The sequence below is a fragment of the Helcococcus bovis genome (assembly GCF_046035835.1).
GTDB lineage: Bacteria > Bacillota > Clostridia > Tissierellales > Peptoniphilaceae > Helcococcus > Helcococcus bovis.
The window spans coordinates 1-20,654 of record NZ_JBFNGB010000015.1; the positions used below are offsets into that span (position 1 = coordinate 1).

Consider the following 20,654-nt stretch of genomic DNA (forward strand, 5'->3'; position numbering starts at 1 on the left):
CAATCTAGCTCTTTTTTCTGGCTCTACAATAAGTAGTGTTGGTGGATAAAATTCACCTTCACTACTTGTGCCCTATAGGTATTTGACAAAGAACCATTTTCTTAGAAGATGGCACGAAAGCATTAAAATTACCAAATAGTGAATTAGCACCTATAAATTTATCAGATTTTGAATAATAAAAAATTCCACTTTGAAAACTAGGAGTAATATTGCTCCAAGAAAGTTTTCTAAGTGGAATTTTTTTATAAACTAAATTGTGAATTATAAAGGTCTGCATAGAAACCATTTTGAGCTAATAACTCTTCATGTGTTCCTTGTTCTATGATGTTTCCTTCATTCATAACTAAGATTAAGTCAGCATTCACAATCGTTGAAAGTCTATGTGCAATTATAAAGGATGTCTTACCTGTCATAAGTTTATCCATTGCTATTTGAATCAATTCTTCAGTACGAGTATCAACGTTTGATGTTGCCTCATCTAAAATTAAAAATGGAGAATTTTTCATCATACCTCTTGCAATTGTAAGTAATTGTCTTTGACCTGCACTAACAGAATCATTATCTCTAATTTCAGTTTCATATTTTTCAGGTAAAGTATTAATAAAATGCTTCAATCCTATGAATTCTGTTAAAGAATCGAGCTCTTCTTGCGTTACATTTGGCATATTGTAGACTATATTTTCTCTTATTGTTCCCTTAAATAACCATGTGTCTTGAAGAATCATTGTAAATAACTGATGGATATTTTCTCTTTTAATGTTTTTTATAGGTACATCATCAATTAGTATTTCACCATCTGTAATATCATAAAACTTCATTAATAGATTTACCATTGTTGATTTTCCTGCACCTGTTGGCCCAACTATGGCAATTTTTTGTCCGGGATATGCAACTGCAGAAAAACTTTTTATAGTTGGTTTTTCGTTACTTGGATATTTAAATACAACATCCCTAAATTCAATTTTTCCTTTTACTTCATTAGGATTTAGTATTGATGTTTTTGATGATTCATCATCCATTTCCGATTCATCTAAAAACTCAAATACTCTTTCACTTGATGCTGCCGAAGACTGTAATGAAGATACAGACTGTGCAATACTTGTTAAAGGATTTGTAAATAATTTTACATATGTAATAAATGCTATTATTACACCAAATGTTATTGTACCATTTTTCGCTAAAACAGCTCCAACTATTGAAACTGATACAAATCCTAAATTTCCAACAAATGTCATTATAGGATACATTAAACTCGATAAAAATTTACTTTTCAGATTTGAATCATATAATTTGTAATTTAATTCATTAAATTTATTTAATGTTTCTTCTCCAGCATTATATGCCTTAACTATATTTAATCCGGAAAATACTTCTTCAATATGTCCATTTAACTTCCCCAACTCAATCTGTCTATCATTAAAATATTTTTGAGATTTCGATAATATTATTCCCATCATTGCAAATCCCGCTAAACTGGATAAAATAGCTACTAATGCTAAAATCAAGTTTGTATAAAACATCATTACTACTGAACCCAAAATTAAAGTTATAGATGTTGCCATTTGCCCCAATGATTGATTTAAACTTGTTGAAATAGTGTCTACGTCATTGGTAATTCTAGACAAAATATCTCCAACATGATGTGTATCGAAAAAATTTAATGGTAATTTATTAATTTTGTTTCCAACACTTTTCCTTAAATCTCTTGAAAAATTATTAGTTACTTCTGATACTATTATAGCTTGTATGTAACTTAATATTGCTGAAACTATATAAATAAGCAATAAAATTTTTGCAATATTCCATATAACATTAAGATTTAATTTAGGTTCAACTATTCCTCTAATAGAATTTGGTAATTTTTTATAAAAAGCTAAAATGCTTTTTTGTTGATCTTTTGGTGAATCTTTTTTAATATTTTTATCTTTCGCTTCTTTATTTAAATTTTTCATTAATTCTAAATATTTTATTTGATCATTTGAAGAAACCTCAACACCATCAATATAAATACTTTTTTGACTATCAATTTTTAAATTTTCAGAAACTTTCTTTGCAATTTCAGCAAACTTATTATTATCAATTTTAATAGATTTTGTTATTTCATCTGTTAACTCCGATAATTTTGTCGGAGAATAAATTGTTATAATTGAAGAAAACAAAGCAAGTATAATTGAAATTAACAAAAATATTTTTTGCCCTTTCATTTCTTTCAACATTCTCTTTATTGCTTTACCAAAATTTTTAGGATTTTCTGCCAATTCTTCACCACGACCACGTCTATGTCTTTGAGAAGAAGTATTTGTTTTACTATTTGATTGACTCATTAATTTCCTCCTCTGATAATTGTGATCTAACTATCTCTCTATATAATTCATTATTTTCCCATAATTTTTTGTGTGTTCCTATTCCGGAAATTTCACCATTGTCAAGTAAAATAATTTTGTCAGCTTTCATTATCGAACCTACTCTTGATGCTACAATCAATGTAGTTGCTTCATTTGTATTTTCTTTTAATTGCTTTCTAAGGGTTGATTCTGTTTTGAAATCTAATGCTGAAAATGAATCATCAAAAATAAATATTTCCGCCCTTCTAGCTATAGCTCTTGCAATTGAAAGTCTTTGTTTTTGACCTCCGGATACATTAGTACCTCCTCGAGCTATCATGGAATCTTTGCCTTCATCCATTTTTTCAACAAATTCTTTAGATTGTGATATAGATATAGCTTCATCTATAATACTTTCATCCACATTTGTCCCACCTTTTCCAAAAGCAATATTTTCTTTTACAGATAAATTAAACATTACTGCCTGTTGAGGTACATAACCAATCTTATTATAAAGTGTTTTAAAATCATATTCTTTAACATTTATTCCATCAATTAAAATTTCACCACTCGTCACATCATAAAATCTTGTAACCAAATTTATTAAAGTTGACTTTCCTGATCCGGTTGTTCCTATAAATGCTAAAGTTTCTCCCTTTTTAGTTTTAAATGAAATATTGTTTAATACATATTCTGAAGCATCAGGGTATTTAAACGATACATTTTTAAATTCAATAATACCCTTTTCTTGAGTTTCTCCACTAAAACTACCCGAATATATAGTTTCTTCAGTATCAAAAACTTCATTGATACGTTCTGCGGATACTTGAGATCTTGAATACATTACCATTAAAAACGCCATCATCAAAAATGACATAATAACTTGCATAGAATATGCTGAAAATACTATCATATTACCAAAAATATTAATTTTATCAGGAAGTATAGCCTCAGATATTAATCTAGCCCCTATTATATAAATAACTAATGTAAGAATATACATTATAGTCATCATCATAGGTTGCATTATCGCAAATGATTTTTGTATGAATTTTTGCAAAGATGTTAATTTTTCATTAACACTTGCAAATTTATCTTCATGAAATTTGTCCGCATTGAAGGCTCTTATAACCCTTATCCCTGTTATATTTTCTCTTGAAACCAAATTTAATTTATCTATAAGAGTTTGTAACACTTGAATTTTAGGTATTACAATAAAAATTAGAAATGATAATACAATTAGCATAATTATAACAGCGATACCTGTTGCTATTGTCCACTCTATACCTTTATTTAATATTTTTCTTATAGCCCATAAAGCCATAATGGGTGATTTTATAAATATCATCATCCCAAATCCAAGAAACATCTCTATCTGAGTTACGTCGTTTGTACTTCTGGTTATTAAACTTGCTGTAGAAAACTTTTCAATATTTTCAAATGAAAATGATTGTATTTTCTTAAATAATTCTTTTGTAATATTGTATGAAAACAATGATGATATGTACGAAATTAAATATCCAGAAATTACAGCAATCACTATTGAACCTAATGTACATAAAAGCATATACATTCCATTATACCATATTTCACTCATCTGTGTTCCCGGTGTCTGTACAAGTCTTGTAACTTCAGCCATATAATCAGGCATTTTAAGTTCAAACCAAACTTGTCCGAAAATCAACACAATAGATAAAATAATTAATATAACTTGTTTTTTTGTAAGTTTTTTCATTAATTTTATCATTTTTTTCCCTCACATTCTTTTAAAAATTTTAAAACTTTCTATTTCTACTTGAAAAATTATATCTATTTGATATAATAGTTAAGTAGTAAATTTGGCGGTATAGCCAAGCGGTAAGGCATAGGTCTGCAACACCTCGAGCACCGGTTCAAATCCGGTTACCGCCTCCAAATTAGAACTCCTCAGTCATTGGCTGAGTTTTTTTATATAACTTAAAAATTAATATAAAAAACTTAGAAGCTATTATAAAATAATCATAAAGATTATTTTATAATAGCTTTTAAGTTTATTAAAATTTAAATCTTATGTTTACTATTTATAATTCCATATATAAGAATTGATGCTGAAACTGATGCATTTAATGACTCAGTTTTTCCATACATAGGAATTTTTATTAAATAATCACACTTTTGTTTTGTTAATTTTGAAATTCCCTTTCCCTCGTTACCGATTACCAATCCAACGGAACCACTAAAATCAACTTGATTATAAAGTGTATCTGTATGTCCATCTGCACCATATATCCAATATCCATTATCTTTTAATATATCTATTGTATGGTTAAGATTAGTCACCATAGCAACTCTCATATGTACTGTTGCTCCAGCTGATGTCTTATGCACAGTATTATTTACTCCAGCAGATCTATGCTTTGTTATAATAACTCCTGTTGCTCCAGCTGCTTCAGCAGTACGAATAATTGCTCCAAGATTATGTGGATCTGTTATTTCATCTAATAAAACTATTAAAGGATCTCTATCTTGTTTTTTACCATAATCAATTATTTCATATAGCGTAGAGTATTCATAATCTTTAGTTTGTAAATAAACCCCTTGATGATTAGAAAAGTTTGTTAATTTATCTAATTCACTCTTATTTATACACACTATTGAAACTTTTTTTTCATTTGCTAATTTAATTATTTTTGAAATAGCACCTTTTTGATTACCATTTTGAATATATAATTTTTCAGCACCATTCATATTTTCTAAATATTCTATTACGGAATTTCTTCCAAAAATATAATCTGACATATAATTACCTAATTTTGTTCCACACAACTCCTGTAGATGTGTCTTTTAATTCTATTCCTTTTTCTTTTAGTAAATCTCTAATTTCATCAGCTCTCTTGAAATCACGATTTTTTCTTGCTTCTGTTCTTTCAGATATCAATTTTTCAATTTCTTCTTCAAGAATTTCAATTTTAAATTTAATACCTAATATATTTATTAATTTATCAAATTTTAATTTTATATATTCTAATTCTTCTTTTGAAGAATTTTCACTATAATTTGCATTGATATATCTTGAAAAGTCGAAAATAACTGCTAGAGCATTTGCAGTATTAAAATCATCATCCATTGCATTTGAAAATTTAATTTCAAATTCATCAATTTTTTCTGTAGTAAATTCAGAATGATTATTAGAGTTTGAAATAAATCTATTTAATTCATCATTTGTATTTTTTAATCTATCATAACCATTTTTGATTGCTAATAAATTTTCTCTTGAAAAATCAATTGGTGTTCTATAGTGACCTGACAATAACCACATTCTTACTATCATCAAATCGAATTCTTTTTCTATATCATGAATTGTAAAGAAATTTCCTTTTGACTTGCTCATTTTTTCTTTATCAACAGTTATCATAGAATTATGCATCCAATAATTTGCAAATGGTTTGTGGTTTAATGTTTCTGATTGTGCGATTTCATTTTCATGATGTGGAAATTGTAAATCTTCTCCACCACCATGAATATCAATTGTTTCACCTAATACAGATTTCGCCATTGTAGAGCACTCAATATGCCAACCTGGTCTCCCTTTTCCCCATGGACTGTCCCATGCTGGTTCATTAGGATCTTTTTGTTTTTTCCACAATGCAAAATCCATAGGATTTTTTTTGTCACCACTTACATCGATTCTTGCACCTAATTCTAATTCTTCAATATTTTTCTTTGATAGTTTACCATAGTTTTTAGCACTATCAACATTAAAATAAACAGTACTTGAAGCATCATATGCTGCTCCTTGTTTTTCTAAATCAGAAATAAAATTAATCATATCATCTATATAGTTTGTTGCTTGTGGCTTTATAATTTTATCAACATCAACATTAAAATCTTTAGCATTTTTTAAAAATGCTGCAATATAAGTCTTTGTTATATCTGTAAATTCGACGCCATCTTCATTTGCTCTATTTATGATCTTATCATCAATATCAGTCAAATTCATTACAAATTTCACATCATATTTTTTATATTCTAAATATCTTCTCACTGTATCAAAAAATACAAGCGGTCTGGCATTTCCAATATGAATGTAATTGTAGACTGTAGGGCCACAAACATACATTCTTACTTTATTTTCTTCAATTGTCTTAAATTCTTCTTTTTGTCTTGATAATGTATTATAAATTTTCATATTAATAATTTTCTAAAACATAGTTTAATCTATTTAAGATACCTTCTTTTCCTAAAATCATAAAGATGTGAATCATTTCTGGTCCATGTTCTGAACCTGATAATGCTGATCTTACTGGGAAGAATAATAATTTTCCTTTTATTCCAGTTTCCTTTTGGATCCTCTTCATAACAGATTTTGCTAGTTCTTCGTTCATCCCTTCATTTTCAACGATTTCTTTTAATGCTGTTAAAACTTTCTTTGCATCTTCTGAATTTATATTTTCTTTAACTTCATCATAAAATACACCATTATCGTAATCTGCGAAAATAAATTCTGTTTGATTTACAATTTCTGAGAATTTATTTAATGATGTCTTAAATGTAGCTGCTATTTCTTCTAATTCTTCAATTGATTTATCTTCTGAAATGTAACCAGCTTCAACTAAATATGGTTTTAATTCTACAGCTAATTCAGCATCTGATAATTCTTTGATATAATGGCTGTTTACCCAATCAAGTTTATCTTCATCGAATACCCCACCTGATCTTGAAACTCTTTCAAAACTAAATTGTTCAACTAATTCATCATGTGAAAGTATTTCTTGATTTGTCTCTGGAGACCAACCAACTAAAGCAATATAGTTTATTAAAGCATCTCTTAGATATCCCTTTTTCTTAAAGTCTTCAACTGATACATCAGCATTTCTCTTTGATAATTTCTTTTTATCTCTTCCTAAAACTGTTGGAAGGTGAACATATGTTGGAGCTTCCCAACCCAATGCCTCATATAGATAAACGTGTTTTGGTGTTGATGAAACCCATTCATCACCTCTTACAACGTGTGTAATTTTCATATCATGATCATCAACTACTACCGCAAAGTGGTATGTTGGGAATCCATCAGTTTTAATTAAAACTTGGTCATCCATGTCATTTGTATTAATGCTTAAATGTCCCTTAATTGCATCATTAAATTGAATATCTTTATTTGCTGGTAATTTTAGTCTTACTACATGAGGTTCTCCTGCATCAACTCTTTTTTGAGCTTCTTCTTTTGATATACCTCTACATAATCCATCATATTTTGGCATTTTACCATCAGCTTTTTGTTGTTCTCTTAAGTTGTTTAGTCTATCTGCTGTACAGAAACAATAATAAGCTTTATCTTCTTCGATTAATTTCTTTATATGCTTATCATAAATTCCTTCTTTAACTCTATCAGATTGAATATATGGACCATATTGTCCTTTTTCGTAAAGATTTCTATGTTCATCTAAGAATACACCTTCATCATAATCTAATCCTGCCCATTGCAATACTTCAATTAGATTTTCCAATGCACCGTCTACGTATCTTGTTCTATCTGTATCTTCAATTCTTAAAATAAATTTGCCTTTTTCATGTCTAGCAAATAAATAATTATATAATGCTGTTCTAAGTCCTCCAATATGAACATATCCTGTTGGACTTGGTGCAAATCTTACTCTAACCTCTTTCATTTTAAACTCCTATTTTTATTCTTTTACTTCTTTCGTGGTTTCAATTTTTTTTATTTCTAAATCAACTGTGTAAGATGTTGTTGAATCTACTAATACAACATCCGTAGGCAAGCTAAGATCTACATTAACTTTTCTACTTCCAGTAATATTTGACAAATCTATATCTTGAGTTTTAACACTTTCAATATTGTCGATAACGTCTTTAGGTCCTTTTATATATACTTTACTTTTACTTAATTTTGCATCTATTAATTTATATCCATTAGGTAGATTCCCTTTATTAGAAATAATTATGGATACTTCTTTTTGTTTAGAAACCATGGCATTAATATTTACAAATTCTTGTCCAAAAATTAATCCTTCTACTTTATTTCCTTCTGAATTTTCAGCATAAATTTCCTTATTAAGTGTAATATCATTTTCTAAATTTGACAAGTCTAGTTTAACATAAACATTGCTTATACTATCAACATTTGCTCTTGACCCTCTAACAGTAATTTTTTCAGGGGTTACTTTAGTTGACTCCAAAATATAATCAGACTGCAACTTAGATTCATTTTTAACCTTAACAATAAAATCTTTTGTAATAATTTTTTCTACATTTACATCTAAAGTTCTAGGAGCCTCATCAATTTTTATCCCCTCTGGTAATGTGTAACTTAAGTTTACTTTATTACGCCCTTCTTTCATATTTGTTAAATCAGCTGAAATAATTATATGTTGTGGTGTAATACTAATTATATTTGATCTTTTTCCAGAAATAGATACATCTAAATTTTTCACTATATCCTGATTTAAAATCAATCCTTTTTGATCTAATTTTCCTAAGTTTTCATATATAATCGGAACACTACTTATTCTTGTACTTACTGTCGGATTTTCATTTGCAATTATAAACGCCCATAAAACTATAGCTATAAAAAGAGATAATAATTTTATTTTCCAATTTTTTTTAATTATTTCCATTTTCATCTCCACTTGTTATTTTTTTAAATATAGTATTATCACTTTCAACGAATAATTTATTAAGTGTATTTTTTAGTGTTTCACTATCTATATGTCTAGATATACTTGAATTTTGAACTGTTGTTATAATACCTGTTTCTTCAGAAACAACTATTATAAATGCATCAGATTTTTCACTCATTCCAAGTGCAGCTCTATGTCTTGTACCTAATTCTTTAGAAATGGAATTATTGGATGAAAGTGGTAAAAAGCATCCTGCAGCAACTATTTTTTCATCTTTTATAATAACAGCTCCATCATGTAAAGGTGAATTTGGGAAAAATAAATTTATAATTAATTCACTTGACATTTCTGAATTAAGCATTGTACCCGTTTCTACAATATCTGCTAATCCAACTCCATTTTCTATAACAATCAATGCTCCTATTTTTTGCCTTGATAATGATGCCACTGCATTTACTATCTCTTCAGTTTTAAAATTAATTTGCTGAGTTTTCAATTTCACTATAGATGTAAAAATACTATTTGATCTACCAAGTTTTTCAAATGCTCGTCTTAATTCAGGTTGGAATACTACAATTATTAATACAACCCCTACTGTAAATACACTTGAAATCAACCAATTAACAGTATATAAATTTAATAATATACTTATTCTAGAAAAAATAAGTATTAAAAATAATCCTTTTAATAGCTGCGCTGCTCTAGTTTCTCTAACTAACATAATAACTTTATAAATAATAAACGTCATAACTAGAACATCGATAATATCAGTTATCTTTATAGTCATAAAAGCTATTTTTAATTCATTTAAAAATTCCAAAATTACACCACCTTTCATCTTTATATTTTAACATATTTTTAAATAAGAAAAAAGGAATGAAAAAAATAAATGAGTTTACTTTTCATTAAATAAACCCATTCATTATAACTAATTAATTTTTCCCTATTGAATAGAATAATTTTGATTGTGAAAATATCCTATCAAAATCCCATTCTTTATTTGTATTTTCATATGAATTAACATCATAAATCAAAAACTTACCATTTTCTTTTTTTTCTGATATTACGATATAATGTCCTGATGATTGTGTAAAATCTCCTATTTCATTATTCACTACAAGGGCTACTATAACTCTTCCTTTTTCCAATTGTGATTCAACACTTTCTTTACTTAAAGGAATTTCAAAACCAGATAATCCTAAATCAGAACTTCCTTGTGTAAATAGTCCATATTCTCCACCTGATCTTGTATATAATCCAAGTTTATTCATTCTTTGCGCCATTTCAAAAGGTGTAATAGAAGAATCTCCAGTGAATGAAGAATATATCATTGATAAAGTTGTAGGTCCACAACCTGATAAAGCAATATATTGATTATCCACTTTATCTGATCCCCATCTTATATCCCATTGATTTAAGTAATTTAACTTAACTTTTCTATCAAATTCTTTAGAATTTTCTAAATCTTTAGATACGTCTTTTATTTCTGAATCATCATTTTTATAATCTTGATATTGCAAAACTGTTGTTCTTGACTCAGGATATAGTTCAATCTTTCGTTTTAAGCTTTCATCAAGATTCTTTATTCTATCATTTAAATCTTTTTCAGAAAATGTAATATCTGCAAATGGATTTATTATTTTACCTTTATTTGTTCTAACTGTCCCATTTATACTCTCGATATTTATATTTCCTAATTTTCTTGTTTCTCCATCTTTTTTAGAATTTTTATTATTGAAATTTTTAATATTTTCTTTAGAACTTTCTGTTTTGTTCTCCAATTTCGTTTCAACCCTTTCATTATTTTTACTATTTTCGTTATTTGAAAATCTTAAAAATAATGTCCTTACAGCAAAAACAACAGAAATAAATAATAAAAATATCAAAATCAGTTTTATTATAATAAAATGTTTTCTTGTTTTTTTTCTATTTAATTGTCTTCTTCTTTTATTAAGATCATTATTCATGTTTACCTTCTAAACTATTAACTTTAATTGATAATTTATTATGAATTTCCTTAATTTCACTAAAATCAAATTCTTGAGGATTCATAAATTTTTTTGCCTGCACCATAATTTCAAGTAATTCATCATCAAAAATCCCATTTTCTCTAAGAATTTCAGCTTTTTTCATAGATCTTCTAAGATTTGTAAATAATGTCATAACTAAATGTTCTTTTTTATTTTCAACAAGAAGGGTCCTCAATTTCCATTTTAAATTTGTTTGAGTTAGTATGGCTTTATTTGCAAAATATAGTTTTTTACGTTTTAATTCATCAATAAATTTATAAAGTTCATCCTTTATAATATTTACAAATAATAAAAATTCTATATCAATTTTTTCCAATTTTTCATCTATACAATTAGAAATATTATTTGATAAAAGATTTTCTATTTCACAATTAAGCTGATTATCCAAAACTTCTATAACTCTGTAATTGTATTTATTTGCCTGTTCTATAAGTGATTTATATCTTTTATTTTTTATACCATATATCAAAATAATCTTTTCATTATGATCTAAAATATTTTTTTCTATCAAAATATCCCCATTCTTATTTTACGTATTTTTCAATATATTCATCATATGTTATTCTTTCATCTCTATATGATCCATCATCAAAAATTTCAATAATCCTATTTGCAATAGAATTTACAAATTGATGGTCTAATGAAGTAAATAACAAGTTACCTTTGTAGCTTATTAATCCATTATTAACTGATTCGATACTTTCCAAGTCCAAGTGATTAGTTGGTTGATCTAAAATAATTAAATTTGCTGGTTCAACCATCATCTTAGCAAACATCATTCTTACTTTTTCTCCCCCAGATAAAACTGAAGATTGTTTGTATACTTCATCACCTGAAAATAGCATTTTCCCTAAAAATCCTCTTATAAAAAATTCTGATTGGTCTTTTGAATATTGCCTCAACCAGTCTACTAAATTATATGGATTTTCTTCAAAATATTCTGAGTTATCTTTTGGAAAATATTCTGTAGTAATAGTTTGTCCCCATTTAAATGAATCATCTCCATCAATATTTCCTTTTGCAATTAAATCAAAGAATTTACTTATAGCTATTTCATTTCCTATGAAACCAATTTTATCATTTTTTTCTACTCTAAATGACATATTATCTATCAATTTTTTACCATTTTCTTCTATTGAAAGATTTTCAACATTAAGAATTTCATTTCCTGGTTCTCTAGACAATGTAAATCCAACAAATGGATATCTTCTTGTTGAAGGTTGAATGTCATCAAGTGTAATTTTATCTAATAATTTTTTTCTAGATGTTGCTTGTTTTGATTTTGATTTATTCGCAGAGAATCGCTGAATAAATTCTTTTAATTCTTTAACTTTTTCTTCTTTTTTCTTATTCTCATCCTTAGCCATCTTTAATGCTAATTGTGATGATTCATACCAGAAATCATAATTACCTGTAAACATTTTAATTCTTGAAAAGTCGATATCTACCATTACTGTGCATACTTCATTTAAGAAATATCTATCGTGAGATACAACTATAACTATCCCCTCAAAATTAATTAAAAATTCTTGTAACCATAATACTGCCCTCAAATCAATACCATTTGTAGGTTCGTCAAGTAAAAGTACATCTGGCTTTCCAAATAATGCTTGAGCTAATAAAACTTTAATTTTATCAGATTCTTTCAATTCGCTCATTAACATATAGTGCATTGAAACATCTATTCCTAATCCTTGTAATAATGTTGATGCCTCTGATTCTGATTCATATCCACCCATTTCAGCGTATTCTGCTTCTAATTCTGCTGCTCTCATTCCATCTTCATCAGAAAAATCTTCCTTCATGTAAATAGCTTCTTTTTCTTTTGCAATTTCATATAATTTCGCATTTCCCATTAACACCGTATCTAACACTTGATATTCTTCAAATGCATAGTGATCTTGGTTTAGTTTACTTAATCTAACATTTTTAGGATAAGAAACATTTCCTTTCGTTGGTTCTTTTTCTCCAGATAAAACCTTTAAAAATGTTGATTTACCTGCTCCATTTGCCCCTATTATTCCATAACAATTTCCTGGTGTAAAAATTAAATCTACATCTTCAAATAATTTTTTATCAGGAAATATTAAACTTAAATTATTAACTGTAATCATCTTAACTCCTTAAATAACACTTACTCATTATCAATTATATATATGACTATAAAAATAATCAACACTTGCAGAATTTCTATTAATAAAATATACTTTATTTGAGGTGAAATATGAAAATATATAAAAGAAAATTATCATCATTTATAATATCATTTTTTTTAAATATTATTGCATGCTTTGTATTTTTTATTTTAATAGCTAACTTTATAGATCTAACTTATGCGATTATTTCAACATTTGTAATATATTCAATTTTAATGTTTTTTAATTTTGTTATAAATAATTACTACTTTACATTAGAAAGGAATATTTTTAGAAAATATAAAGCAAAAAAATTAATTTTTGAATATGATATTAGTAAATTTAAAATTAAAAAAGAGCTAAATAAAGGTATTATAGGGTATTCAGACATGAATATACTTATAGGAAACCACATAATCAACTGTTCATTGCTTGATTTAACAACTTTTGAAATGATGTATAGAGATTTGTCGCTGATTGGAAAATAAAATATAAAAAATAATTAATATAACTTATTTTATGATATAATTATTTTAATTTATTAAAAAGGAGGAAAATATGAAAAAAAGTGAAAATAAATTTTTATCAATTGGTATTGGTATTGCTTTAGTTATACTTGGTATTTATCTTTTAAGCACACCAATATTAACATTACTAAGTATTGCTACACTTTTAGCTTTTACTATACTTATTAGAGGTATATTTACAGGAGTTGTATTTTTCAAAAATAAATCTTCAAATAATACTAATTGGATATTATTATTAAATTCAATAATTTTTGTAATTTTAGGTTTGATTTTATTATTTAACCCTAAAATTTCGTCAACTCTTGTACTGTATTTGGTTAGTGCCTGGTTTATTGTTGATGGTATAACGGGATTATCTGTAGGATTAAAATTAAATAATAAATTTAAATGGTTTTCTATTATAATTTCCATACTACTTATAATATACGGACTTTCACTAGCTATAGATCCTATTAGAGCATTATTTGCTTTAAATATATTAGTTGGTTTGTCAGTAATCACTGATGGAGTTCAATCTATATTAAATGCATTTTTAGAATAATTTAAATTGTCATTTTATAAAATAGCCACCAAATAATGAAGGAATATTAAAGTTGATATTTATTTTATCAACCTTTTAGTTCAAATCATTAAAATTGGTGGTTATATTTTTATATAAAATTATATTATTTATTTTCTCTTAACCAATTTTCAGCAGACTGTGCCATTGAAGCTGAGCCTATTATCAATGCTTCTTCATTGAATTGTACATATGGGTGATGCACAGCATATACCTTCCCATTTTCATCTGGCAGCGGACAAGAAACAAAGAAATAACAAGATTCAGGAAGCTTGCTAGCAATATGTGCATAGTCTTCAGATGCCAATCCAGGCTCTATAAACTCTACTATATATTCTCCATTCAAAGCTGATGTTGCAGAATCTTTAACTAAATCTGCTATTTTATCTGTATTTACTAATGGTGGAACATTTGCTAAAACTTCAAACTCTGTTTCAGCTCTAAAAGCTTTACCAATATGTTCAACAATTTCTGGGAGTCTTTTAGCCACATGTTTTGAGCTTTCTCCATATAAAGATCTCGATGTACCTTCAATAATAACCGTATCTGGTACAACATTAACTTGACCCCCAGGAGCTGTTATATATCCCATTGATAAAGACGCTCCCTTGCTTGAAGGTAATTCTCTAGCTAATATTCCATTACATCCATTTATAATTTGACTTGCTACAAAAACAGGATCAACACCTGTAAAAGGCATAGCACCATGCGCTCCCACCCCTTTAATAGTAATTCTAAAATTTAATGCTGAAGCAAGAGCAGGTCCTTTTGAAATCAATACACCTAATTCTTCTCCATTTGGCCACATATGTAAAGCCAAACCAGCATCTACTTTCAGTTTATCTAAAATCCCCTTTTCAAGCATTAACTTGCCACCATTCAACGTTTCTTCAGCAGGTTGAAATAAAAAGCGCACCTGTCCTTCAAGATTTTCTTCATTTTCTTTTAGCATCTTTAGGGTTAAAATAAGAGTACTTGCATGCATGTCATGACCGCACAAATGACCATTATCATTTTTTGATTTATATTTATGCTCTGACTTTTCCTCAATAGCTAAAGCATCCATATCAGATCTTAATAAAATAGATTTTCCTTTTTTAGAATCACCTAAAGACCCTATTATAGCATAGGTATCTTCAAGCATTTCATAACTTATTCCAAATTCGTCCAATTTATTTTTTATCGTTTTAACGGTATTAGGTAATTCAAACCCAACTTCTGGATTTTGATGTAAATCTCTTCTTACACTAATAACATCGTTAAATAGCTCTCTTGCCCTATTTAAATAATTCATTTTTCCTCCTTTGTCATAATTAAATATGACTCATCTACAAATTTATTATACTCCTAATTTTATGAAATTTATATTATTTATTTCCATGATAATTTGTAAAATAACTTGGCAACAAAATGCATAACAATCATTATAACTGAATATAAAAATAGAACAAATACATAATATGGAAAACCTTCTAGTGATACTAAACTTTTTACAACATTTGGCGATTCAGCTAAAAATCCGTAGTTTGCCTTTGGGTAATAATTTCTTAATAATAAAGTAAATATCATTACACACAAATTATATATTGCAGTAAATTTCACTGCAAATAACAAATCTTTTTTTACTAACTTTTCTTTTCTTATTACTATATTATAAATTGCAATTAAAAATATTAAATAGTGGAAAATGAAAAATTGAAAATTTGTATAATGTGGGAATCTAAATGCGTATGGCTCTGGCATAAGTATCGCAAGTATACCTCCCATCAGTCCCCAATAAATTCCTATTTTCCTTAAAGTTTTACTTCCAATAAATATATCATATATGAAAAACCATGCTACAATTCTACAATTATAGATTGGTAATGATGCTTCAAGTGTATAAAATCCTGAAGAAATCATCCATATAAACATTATAATCTTATCAAGTAATAGTAATGATCCCATTACTTTAAGTAAATTTTCTTGTTTTTTCTTATCTTTATTTCTAAAACTTATTACAAACAAAGTTAATAATATTAAAAGTATTATCGCCCCTGTATGAAATGTTTTAAACAATCCAAATGAATGATCATCTAAATTATTTCTAAAAAAATGTTTTAAAAAATCCATAAACCTCTCCTTAAAATAGATATCGTAATTATATCAAAGGTTCAAATTTTTTATTATAACAATTCTGTAAAATAATTTATTCGTTAATTTCGGTATTTGTAGAATTGAAAATTTCAATATTATGAGTTTTTTCCCATCTATCAACTATTACAGCCGAAACCATTCCTCCTGTAACGTTTAACATTGTTCTTCCCATGTCAATTATAGGGTCGATCCCAAATATTAGACCTATTCTATCAAAATAATGTCCTAATCCGATTCCGTTTAATGTAACTGTTGCAGCTACTGTTGCTGTACCTGGTACTCCAGCAATACCAATTGATCCTAAAGTAACAACTATTACAAGTAATACATAAAATGGAAAATTAATGGTAACTCCTGCTGATGCAGCTACAAGTACACCTAACATTGCTGGAAATACACCAGCACAACCGTTAGAGCCTACTGTTGTAGATAATGGTCCAATAAAGTTAGCAGTCTTATCTGATACACCCATTCTATTTTTCAATGTATTTAATGTATGTGGTAAAGTTCCAACACTTGATCTAGATGAAAATGCAAATATCATTGTTGGAAATGCATTTTTGTAAAATTGTATTGGATTTAATCCAAATAATATCAATATAATTGAGTAAACTACTAATTGTAAAATCACAGCAATATATAATGCAACAATAAAGCTAAATAAAGATTTTATAGATTCTATACCATTTGAGATTATCGTGCTTGAAACTAAGGCAATAATTGCATATGGCATTATTTTAATTATATTGATCAAAACTGAATTGATTAATTTGTTAAATCCTCTTAAAAATTCAATAACCGGTATAATTTCTTGCTTACCTTTACTCATTAAAAATTTTGCTGAAGTTGCAAATAATGCAGATATTATTGCTACTGAAATAATACCTCCATTTGATGAAAATGCTTGAGCAATATTACTTGGCACTAAATTTCCAAAATATTCAGGAAATGACGAGCTTGAAATACCTGAAATTCTTTCAGTCATTGACTCACTAATTGCACCATTTAATGGATTTTTTGTTAATCCAAAAATATTTACAACAAGTATACCCAAAAACGCTGCTATTGCTGTTGTTCCCAACAGCATAAGTAAAGTCTTAAATGTGAATCCCTTAATATTTTTCCCTTCAAAATCTAATATTACAAAAAATAGTGAAAGAAATACTACAGGTATGGCCATCAATTGAATCAATCTTACAAAAGTGCCTCCTAATAGCCCGTACCAAAGTGAAATTTGTTTTCTTGCAATTTCATTATATATAGCATTATTTCCATATATTAAATCTATTCCTACTCCTATAATCACACCTATAACAAGTGCTATCATCATTCTCGATGAAAAACTTACTTTTTTATCTTTTAATACTTTCATAATAATAACACCAAATAATAAAAATATTATTGATATTAATGTTGGAACTGTACTAATCTTCAAAAAGTTTTCTAAAAAATTATTCATATATTCCTCCAAAATAAAAATTCTTATTTTTTATACCCTATTAAAAATTTAATAAACCTTATGTTTTGAAATTAATTTTTTTATTATTATATGTTATAATTTAAGTTAAGAAATATTTGGAGGTTAAAATGGAAATTATTATCACAAAAAATTATGATGAGATGAGTAAAAAAGCTGCTGATATAGTTGCAAATACTATAAAAGAAAATCCTAACGCTGTTTTAGGTTTAGCTACTGGATCTACACCAATAGGATTATATAAAGAATTAATAAAGAAAAATGAAAATAAAGAAATTTCATTTAAAAACATTAAATCTGTAAATTTAGACGAATACATAGGTCTTTCAGGTGAACACGATCAAAGTTATAGATATTTCATGAACGAAAATTTATTCAATCATGTTGATATAGATAAAAATAATACATATGTCCCAAATGGAAAAGCCGAAGACTTTTCTGAAGAAGGAAAAAGATATGAAAAAATCATCAATGATTTAGGTGGGCAAGATATTCAAATTCTTGGAATTGGAGAAAATGGTCATATTGGATTTAACGAACCTTCAAGTAAATTAGAACTGTATACTCATATTGAAGATTTACAAGAATCTACAATAAATTCTAATTCAAGATTTTTTGAAAAAATTGAAGATGTTCCTACAACTGCTATTTCAATGGGAATGGGTAGTATTTTTAAGGCAAAGAAAATTATTCTATTAGCATCTGGAGCTAAAAAGGCTAAAATCATGAACACTTTTAAAGATAGCATAATAACACCATTAATCCCTGCAAGTTTCCTAAAACTTCACAAAAATGTAGTTATAATCATGGATGAAGAAGCTGCTAGTTTATATATAAAAGAAGATTAATATGAAAAAAAAAGATTTTTCAATATTTGAAATGTTTATTATCTTCCTAAAGATTTCAAGTTTTACTTTTGGTGGAGGATATACAATCGTCCCAGTAATCAAAGATGAATTTTCTATAAAAAGAAATTTAATTAGTGAACACGAGATGATGGATATAGTTTCTATTTCTACTTCTGGACCTGGACCAATGGCAATAAATTGCTCTATACTTACTGGATATAGATTATTTAATCTAAAAGGAGCTATTATGGCGGCAATCGCTGCGACATTACCAAGTTTAGCAATAATCACAGTAATATCCTATTTTTATAAAGAATTTTCCCAAAATTTTTATGTTAAATCTGCTTTATTAGGGATGGGAGGAATGATTGCAGCAATATTACTTTTCACAACATATGAAATGGCAAAACAAGCTTTAAAAACAAATCTAATATTTGGTATTTTAATCATGATTTCTGCATTCATAGCATCATTTATATTTAAAATTAATACTGGATTAATAATTTTATTTGTAGGTCTTCTAGGAATAACAGTATTTTCAATTGTAGAGGAGGACAAAATTCCATGATACTATTATCATTATTTATTGCATTCCTCCAAATAGGTATTCTTGCTTTTGGAGGTGGATATGCGATATTACCATTTATTCAAGATATAGTAGTTAGAAATCATGGATGGCTATCTGCAAAAGAAATGACTGATGTTGTTACTATATCTCAAATGACTCCTGGCCCTATTGCTCTTAATGCAGCAACTTTTGTAGGCACAAAAATATCTGGACTTGTAGGATCAATAATTGCAACTACTGCTATTATTTTACCTCAATTGATAATAATGGTTCTATTAGGTAAACTTTATTTTGGAAATAAAAAAATTAATTTTATGGAAAAAATAATTAGAGCCTTACGTCCTGCGATTGCAGGTTTAATTTTTATAGCAACTTTAGATATGATTAAAGGATCAATTTTTAATAATACAAATTACAATTTTTCACAAATAAGTTATGTTGCTGTTGTTTGTTTTGTAATAGGTGGAATTTTATATGTAAAAAAAGTTGGAATTGTAAAAATCATAAGCATTGGAGCTGTTTTAGGAGTAGTTTTAAGTTTAATTATTTAAAATTAAAAAGTGCTGCTGCAAATAATTCAAAAAATTATTTTGCAACAGCCTCTTTTTTACTTAAATTCTTCAATTAAATCAGCTAATATTGTTTGATCTTCAATATTATTTTCCTTCATATATTGTTCAATTTCTGATCTTGAATATATTCTAGTATCAAGTTTCATAATAGCTGTGTCCAATGGATATTCATAAACAACATGAGCATCTATAGCTATAGGTTTATCAATTCCTTCATCATACAATCTCTATGATTCTGCAAATGCATAATCTAATTCTTCTTTATTAGATGCCTTAAACGAAATTGCTACCAATCCTTCTGAAGATTTTGCCCAATCAGCATATTGAATATAAACACCAAATTCATCCTTAAATTCTTCTAATTGAGCATATTTTATAAATCCATATGTCATATCTGTCACAACAACATTAATGATTGGCAACTTATATTTTGCTTGTGTTAATATTTCTTGATTATTCATCGCAAAACCACAATCTCCTACTATAAAACAAACTTGTCTTTCAGTGTATTATAATTTTCCACCTATAGCCGCTGGAGTAGAATAACCCAATGTTGCAAACCATCCACTCATTATGTATTTTTGTATCCCATTTAATGGTAACATTCTTACTGATTTTGTACCTAATCTACAAAATATTCCCATATTATTTGAAATGCCATTCCTACTGATGAAGCTGATGTTACAACTGGTAAGTTAAATTTTTCAGATACTTCAATTGCTAAATCCTTATATCCATCTACCCCACAACCTAAATAAAACATAGGATTATTTACTTTTTTAATCTCATCAACTATTGATTTAATTTTAGAATCTTCAATTTCAAAACGTTTTAAATTAGGAATTTCTTTAACATCATCAT

General features: G+C 27.3%; 21 protein-coding genes, 1 tRNA gene and 1 pseudogene. 6 read left to right on the forward strand and 17 right to left on the reverse strand.

All coding sequences use genetic code 11. The features are described from left to right. Positions 1-242 precede the first annotated feature (242 nt). Positions 243-2,324 (reverse strand): ABC transporter ATP-binding protein, encoded by a 2,082-nt coding sequence (locus tag ABGF48_RS05815; RefSeq protein ID WP_408105398.1) that lies wholly within the window; start codon positions 2,322-2,324, stop codon positions 243-245. Next, a complete protein-coding gene (locus ABGF48_RS05820) occupies positions 2,308-4,071 on the reverse strand; it encodes an ABC transporter ATP-binding protein (RefSeq protein WP_408105399.1) in 1,764 nt (587 codons plus the stop codon). The genes ABGF48_RS05815 and ABGF48_RS05820 overlap by 17 nt, the downstream gene beginning before the upstream one ends. 93 nt (positions 4,072-4,164) lie before the next feature. Here ABGF48_RS05820 and ABGF48_RS05825 point away from each other — a divergent pair. Continuing rightward, a tRNA-Cys gene (locus tag ABGF48_RS05825) sits at positions 4,165-4,238 on the forward strand. Between the two features lie 126 nt (positions 4,239-4,364). On the opposite strand, the gene rlmB is transcribed toward ABGF48_RS05825, so the two are convergent. The 8 genes from rlmB to ABGF48_RS05865 form a co-directional block, all read right to left on the reverse strand. After that, positions 4,365-5,102, reverse strand: a complete 738-nt coding sequence (rlmB, locus tag ABGF48_RS05830) for a 23S rRNA (guanosine(2251)-2'-O)-methyltransferase RlmB (protein WP_408105400.1) — start codon at positions 5,100-5,102, stop codon at positions 4,365-4,367. Positions 5,103-5,106: 4 nt separating this feature from the next. After that, positions 5,107-6,492: a cysteine--tRNA ligase gene (gene cysS, locus ABGF48_RS05835; protein WP_408105401.1), complete on the reverse strand. Its 1,386-nt coding sequence runs from the start codon at positions 6,490-6,492 to the stop codon at positions 5,107-5,109. Between the two features lies 1 nt (position 6,493). Then, a complete protein-coding gene (gene gltX / locus ABGF48_RS05840; protein ID WP_408105402.1) occupies positions 6,494-7,972 on the reverse strand; it encodes a glutamate--tRNA ligase in 1,479 nt (492 codons plus the stop codon). 15 nt (positions 7,973-7,987) lie between these two features. Then, complete coding sequence (locus ABGF48_RS05845) at positions 7,988-8,938, reverse strand: CdaR family protein (RefSeq protein WP_408105403.1); 951 nt, start codon at positions 8,936-8,938, stop codon at positions 7,988-7,990. Continuing rightward, positions 8,925-9,761 carry a diadenylate cyclase CdaA gene (cdaA, locus tag ABGF48_RS05850; protein ID WP_408105404.1) on the reverse strand — a complete coding sequence of 279 codons (837 nt, stop codon included), beginning with the start codon at positions 9,759-9,761 and terminating at the stop codon, positions 8,925-8,927. The genes ABGF48_RS05845 and cdaA overlap by 14 nt, the downstream gene beginning before the upstream one ends. A 112-nt stretch (positions 9,762-9,873) precedes the next feature. Beyond that, complete coding sequence (locus ABGF48_RS05855) at positions 9,874-10,908, reverse strand: C39 family peptidase (protein ID WP_408105405.1); 1,035 nt, start codon at positions 10,906-10,908, stop codon at positions 9,874-9,876. Then, entirely contained in the window at positions 10,901-11,482 is a 582-nt protein-coding gene (locus ABGF48_RS05860) for a DUF3783 domain-containing protein (RefSeq protein ID WP_408105406.1), read from the reverse strand. Before ABGF48_RS05860 ends, ABGF48_RS05855 begins: the two co-directional genes overlap by 8 nt. A gap of 13 nt (positions 11,483-11,495) precedes the next feature. Continuing rightward, positions 11,496-13,085, reverse strand: coding sequence for an ABC-F family ATP-binding cassette domain-containing protein (locus tag ABGF48_RS05865; protein ID WP_408105407.1), 1,590 nt, complete (start codon positions 13,083-13,085; stop codon positions 11,496-11,498). Positions 13,086-13,195: 110 nt separating this feature from the next. On the opposite strand from ABGF48_RS05865, the gene ABGF48_RS05870 reads away from it, so the two are divergent. Together ABGF48_RS05870 and ABGF48_RS05875 are read left to right on the forward strand one after the other, a co-directional pair. Then, a complete protein-coding gene (locus tag ABGF48_RS05870; RefSeq protein WP_408105408.1) occupies positions 13,196-13,594 on the forward strand; it encodes a hypothetical protein in 399 nt (132 codons plus the stop codon). A 70-nt stretch (positions 13,595-13,664) separates the two neighbouring features. Next, complete coding sequence (locus ABGF48_RS05875; RefSeq protein ID WP_408105409.1) at positions 13,665-14,174, forward strand: HdeD family acid-resistance protein; 510 nt, start codon at positions 13,665-13,667, stop codon at positions 14,172-14,174. 124 nt (positions 14,175-14,298) lie between these two features. Here ABGF48_RS05875 and ABGF48_RS05880 read toward each other — a convergent pair whose 3' ends face one another. From ABGF48_RS05880 to ABGF48_RS05890, 3 genes are all read right to left on the reverse strand, one after another. Continuing rightward, positions 14,299-15,486, reverse strand: coding sequence for a M20 metallopeptidase family protein (locus ABGF48_RS05880; RefSeq protein ID WP_408105410.1), 1,188 nt, complete (start codon positions 15,484-15,486; stop codon positions 14,299-14,301). Positions 15,487-15,563: 77 nt separating this feature from the next. Further along, positions 15,564-16,304: a TMEM164-related integral membrane acyltransferase gene (locus tag ABGF48_RS05885; RefSeq protein WP_408105411.1), complete on the reverse strand. Its 741-nt coding sequence runs from the start codon at positions 16,302-16,304 to the stop codon at positions 15,564-15,566. Positions 16,305-16,380: 76 nt separating this feature from the next. Continuing rightward, positions 16,381-17,787, reverse strand: a complete 1,407-nt coding sequence (locus ABGF48_RS05890; RefSeq protein ID WP_408105412.1) for a cation:dicarboxylate symporter family transporter — start codon at positions 17,785-17,787, stop codon at positions 16,381-16,383. 128 nt (positions 17,788-17,915) lie between these two features. Here ABGF48_RS05890 and nagB point away from each other — a divergent pair, with 128 nt between their 5' ends. Genes nagB through ABGF48_RS05905 form a run of 3 tightly spaced genes read left to right on the forward strand, consistent with a single transcriptional unit; the run spans position 17,916 to position 19,772 of the window. Beyond that, entirely contained in the window at positions 17,916-18,653 is a 738-nt protein-coding gene (nagB, locus tag ABGF48_RS05895; protein ID WP_408105413.1) for a glucosamine-6-phosphate deaminase, read from the forward strand. 1 nt (position 18,654) lies between these two features. Then, entirely contained in the window at positions 18,655-19,221 is a 567-nt protein-coding gene (locus ABGF48_RS05900; RefSeq protein WP_408105414.1) for a chromate transporter, read from the forward strand. Further along, positions 19,218-19,772, forward strand: a complete 555-nt coding sequence (locus ABGF48_RS05905; RefSeq protein WP_408105415.1) for a chromate transporter — start codon at positions 19,218-19,220, stop codon at positions 19,770-19,772. Before ABGF48_RS05900 ends, ABGF48_RS05905 begins: the two co-directional genes overlap by 4 nt. Before the next feature lie 56 nt (positions 19,773-19,828). Here the strand turns inward: ABGF48_RS05905 and ABGF48_RS05910 are convergent, their stop codons facing one another. The 4 genes and pseudogenes from ABGF48_RS05910 to ABGF48_RS05925 all read right to left on the reverse strand — a co-directional run bounded on the left by ABGF48_RS05910 (position 19,829) and on the right by ABGF48_RS05925 (position 20,556). Beyond that, entirely contained in the window at positions 19,829-20,017 is a 189-nt protein-coding gene (locus tag ABGF48_RS05910) for a hypothetical protein (protein ID WP_408105416.1), read from the reverse strand. Between the two features lie 3 nt (positions 20,018-20,020). Further along, positions 20,021-20,284, reverse strand: a pseudogene (locus ABGF48_RS05915) (thiamine pyrophosphate-dependent enzyme); the annotation flags it as partial. Between the two features lie 18 nt (positions 20,285-20,302). Then, positions 20,303-20,437 (reverse strand): thiamine pyrophosphate-dependent enzyme, encoded by a 135-nt coding sequence (locus ABGF48_RS05920; RefSeq protein WP_408105417.1) that lies wholly within the window; start codon positions 20,435-20,437, stop codon positions 20,303-20,305. After that, positions 20,416-20,556 (reverse strand): hypothetical protein, encoded by a 141-nt coding sequence (locus ABGF48_RS05925; RefSeq protein ID WP_408105418.1) that lies wholly within the window; start codon positions 20,554-20,556, stop codon positions 20,416-20,418. Before ABGF48_RS05925 ends, ABGF48_RS05920 begins: the two co-directional genes overlap by 22 nt. Positions 20,557-20,654 lie beyond the last annotated feature (98 nt).

Bases quoted from the DNA above. Each gene is read 5' to 3' on its own strand.
- ABGF48_RS05815 (WP_408105398.1), bottom strand. From the start codon at position 2,324: ATGAGTCAATCAAATAGTAAAACAAATACTTCTTCTCAAAGACATAGA.
- ABGF48_RS05820 (WP_408105399.1), bottom strand. From the start codon at position 4,071: ATGATAAAATTAATGAAAAAACTTACAAAAAAACAAGTTATATTAATT.
- rlmB (WP_408105400.1), bottom strand. From the start codon at position 5,102: ATGTCAGATTATATTTTTGGAAGAAATTCCGTAATAGAATATTTAGAA.
- cysS (WP_408105401.1), bottom strand. From the start codon at position 6,492: ATGAAAATTTATAATACATTATCAAGACAAAAAGAAGAATTTAAGACA.
- gltX (WP_408105402.1), bottom strand. From the start codon at position 7,972: ATGAAAGAGGTTAGAGTAAGATTTGCACCAAGTCCAACAGGATATGTT.
- ABGF48_RS05845 (WP_408105403.1), bottom strand. From the start codon at position 8,938: ATGGAAATAATTAAAAAAAATTGGAAAATAAAATTATTATCTCTTTTT.
- ABGF48_RS05855 (WP_408105405.1), bottom strand. From the start codon at position 10,908: ATGAATAATGATCTTAATAAAAGAAGAAGACAATTAAATAGAAAAAAA.
- ABGF48_RS05865 (WP_408105407.1), bottom strand. From the start codon at position 13,085: ATGATTACAGTTAATAATTTAAGTTTAATATTTCCTGATAAAAAATTA.
- ABGF48_RS05870 (WP_408105408.1), top strand. From the start codon at position 13,196: ATGAAAATATATAAAAGAAAATTATCATCATTTATAATATCATTTTTT.
- ABGF48_RS05875 (WP_408105409.1), top strand. From the start codon at position 13,665: ATGAAAAAAAGTGAAAATAAATTTTTATCAATTGGTATTGGTATTGCT.
- ABGF48_RS05880 (WP_408105410.1), bottom strand. From the start codon at position 15,486: ATGAATTATTTAAATAGGGCAAGAGAGCTATTTAACGATGTTATTAGT.
- ABGF48_RS05885 (WP_408105411.1), bottom strand. From the start codon at position 16,304: ATGGATTTTTTAAAACATTTTTTTAGAAATAATTTAGATGATCATTCA.
- ABGF48_RS05890 (WP_408105412.1), bottom strand. From the start codon at position 17,787: ATGAATAATTTTTTAGAAAACTTTTTGAAGATTAGTACAGTTCCAACA.
- nagB (WP_408105413.1), top strand. From the start codon at position 17,916: ATGGAAATTATTATCACAAAAAATTATGATGAGATGAGTAAAAAAGCT.
- ABGF48_RS05900 (WP_408105414.1), top strand. From the start codon at position 18,655: ATGAAAAAAAAAGATTTTTCAATATTTGAAATGTTTATTATCTTCCTA.
- ABGF48_RS05905 (WP_408105415.1), top strand. From the start codon at position 19,218: ATGATACTATTATCATTATTTATTGCATTCCTCCAAATAGGTATTCTT.
- ABGF48_RS05920 (WP_408105417.1), bottom strand. From the start codon at position 20,437: ATGGGAATATTTTGTAGATTAGGTACAAAATCAGTAAGAATGTTACCA.
- ABGF48_RS05925 (WP_408105418.1), bottom strand. From the start codon at position 20,556: ATGTTTTATTTAGGTTGTGGGGTAGATGGATATAAGGATTTAGCAATT.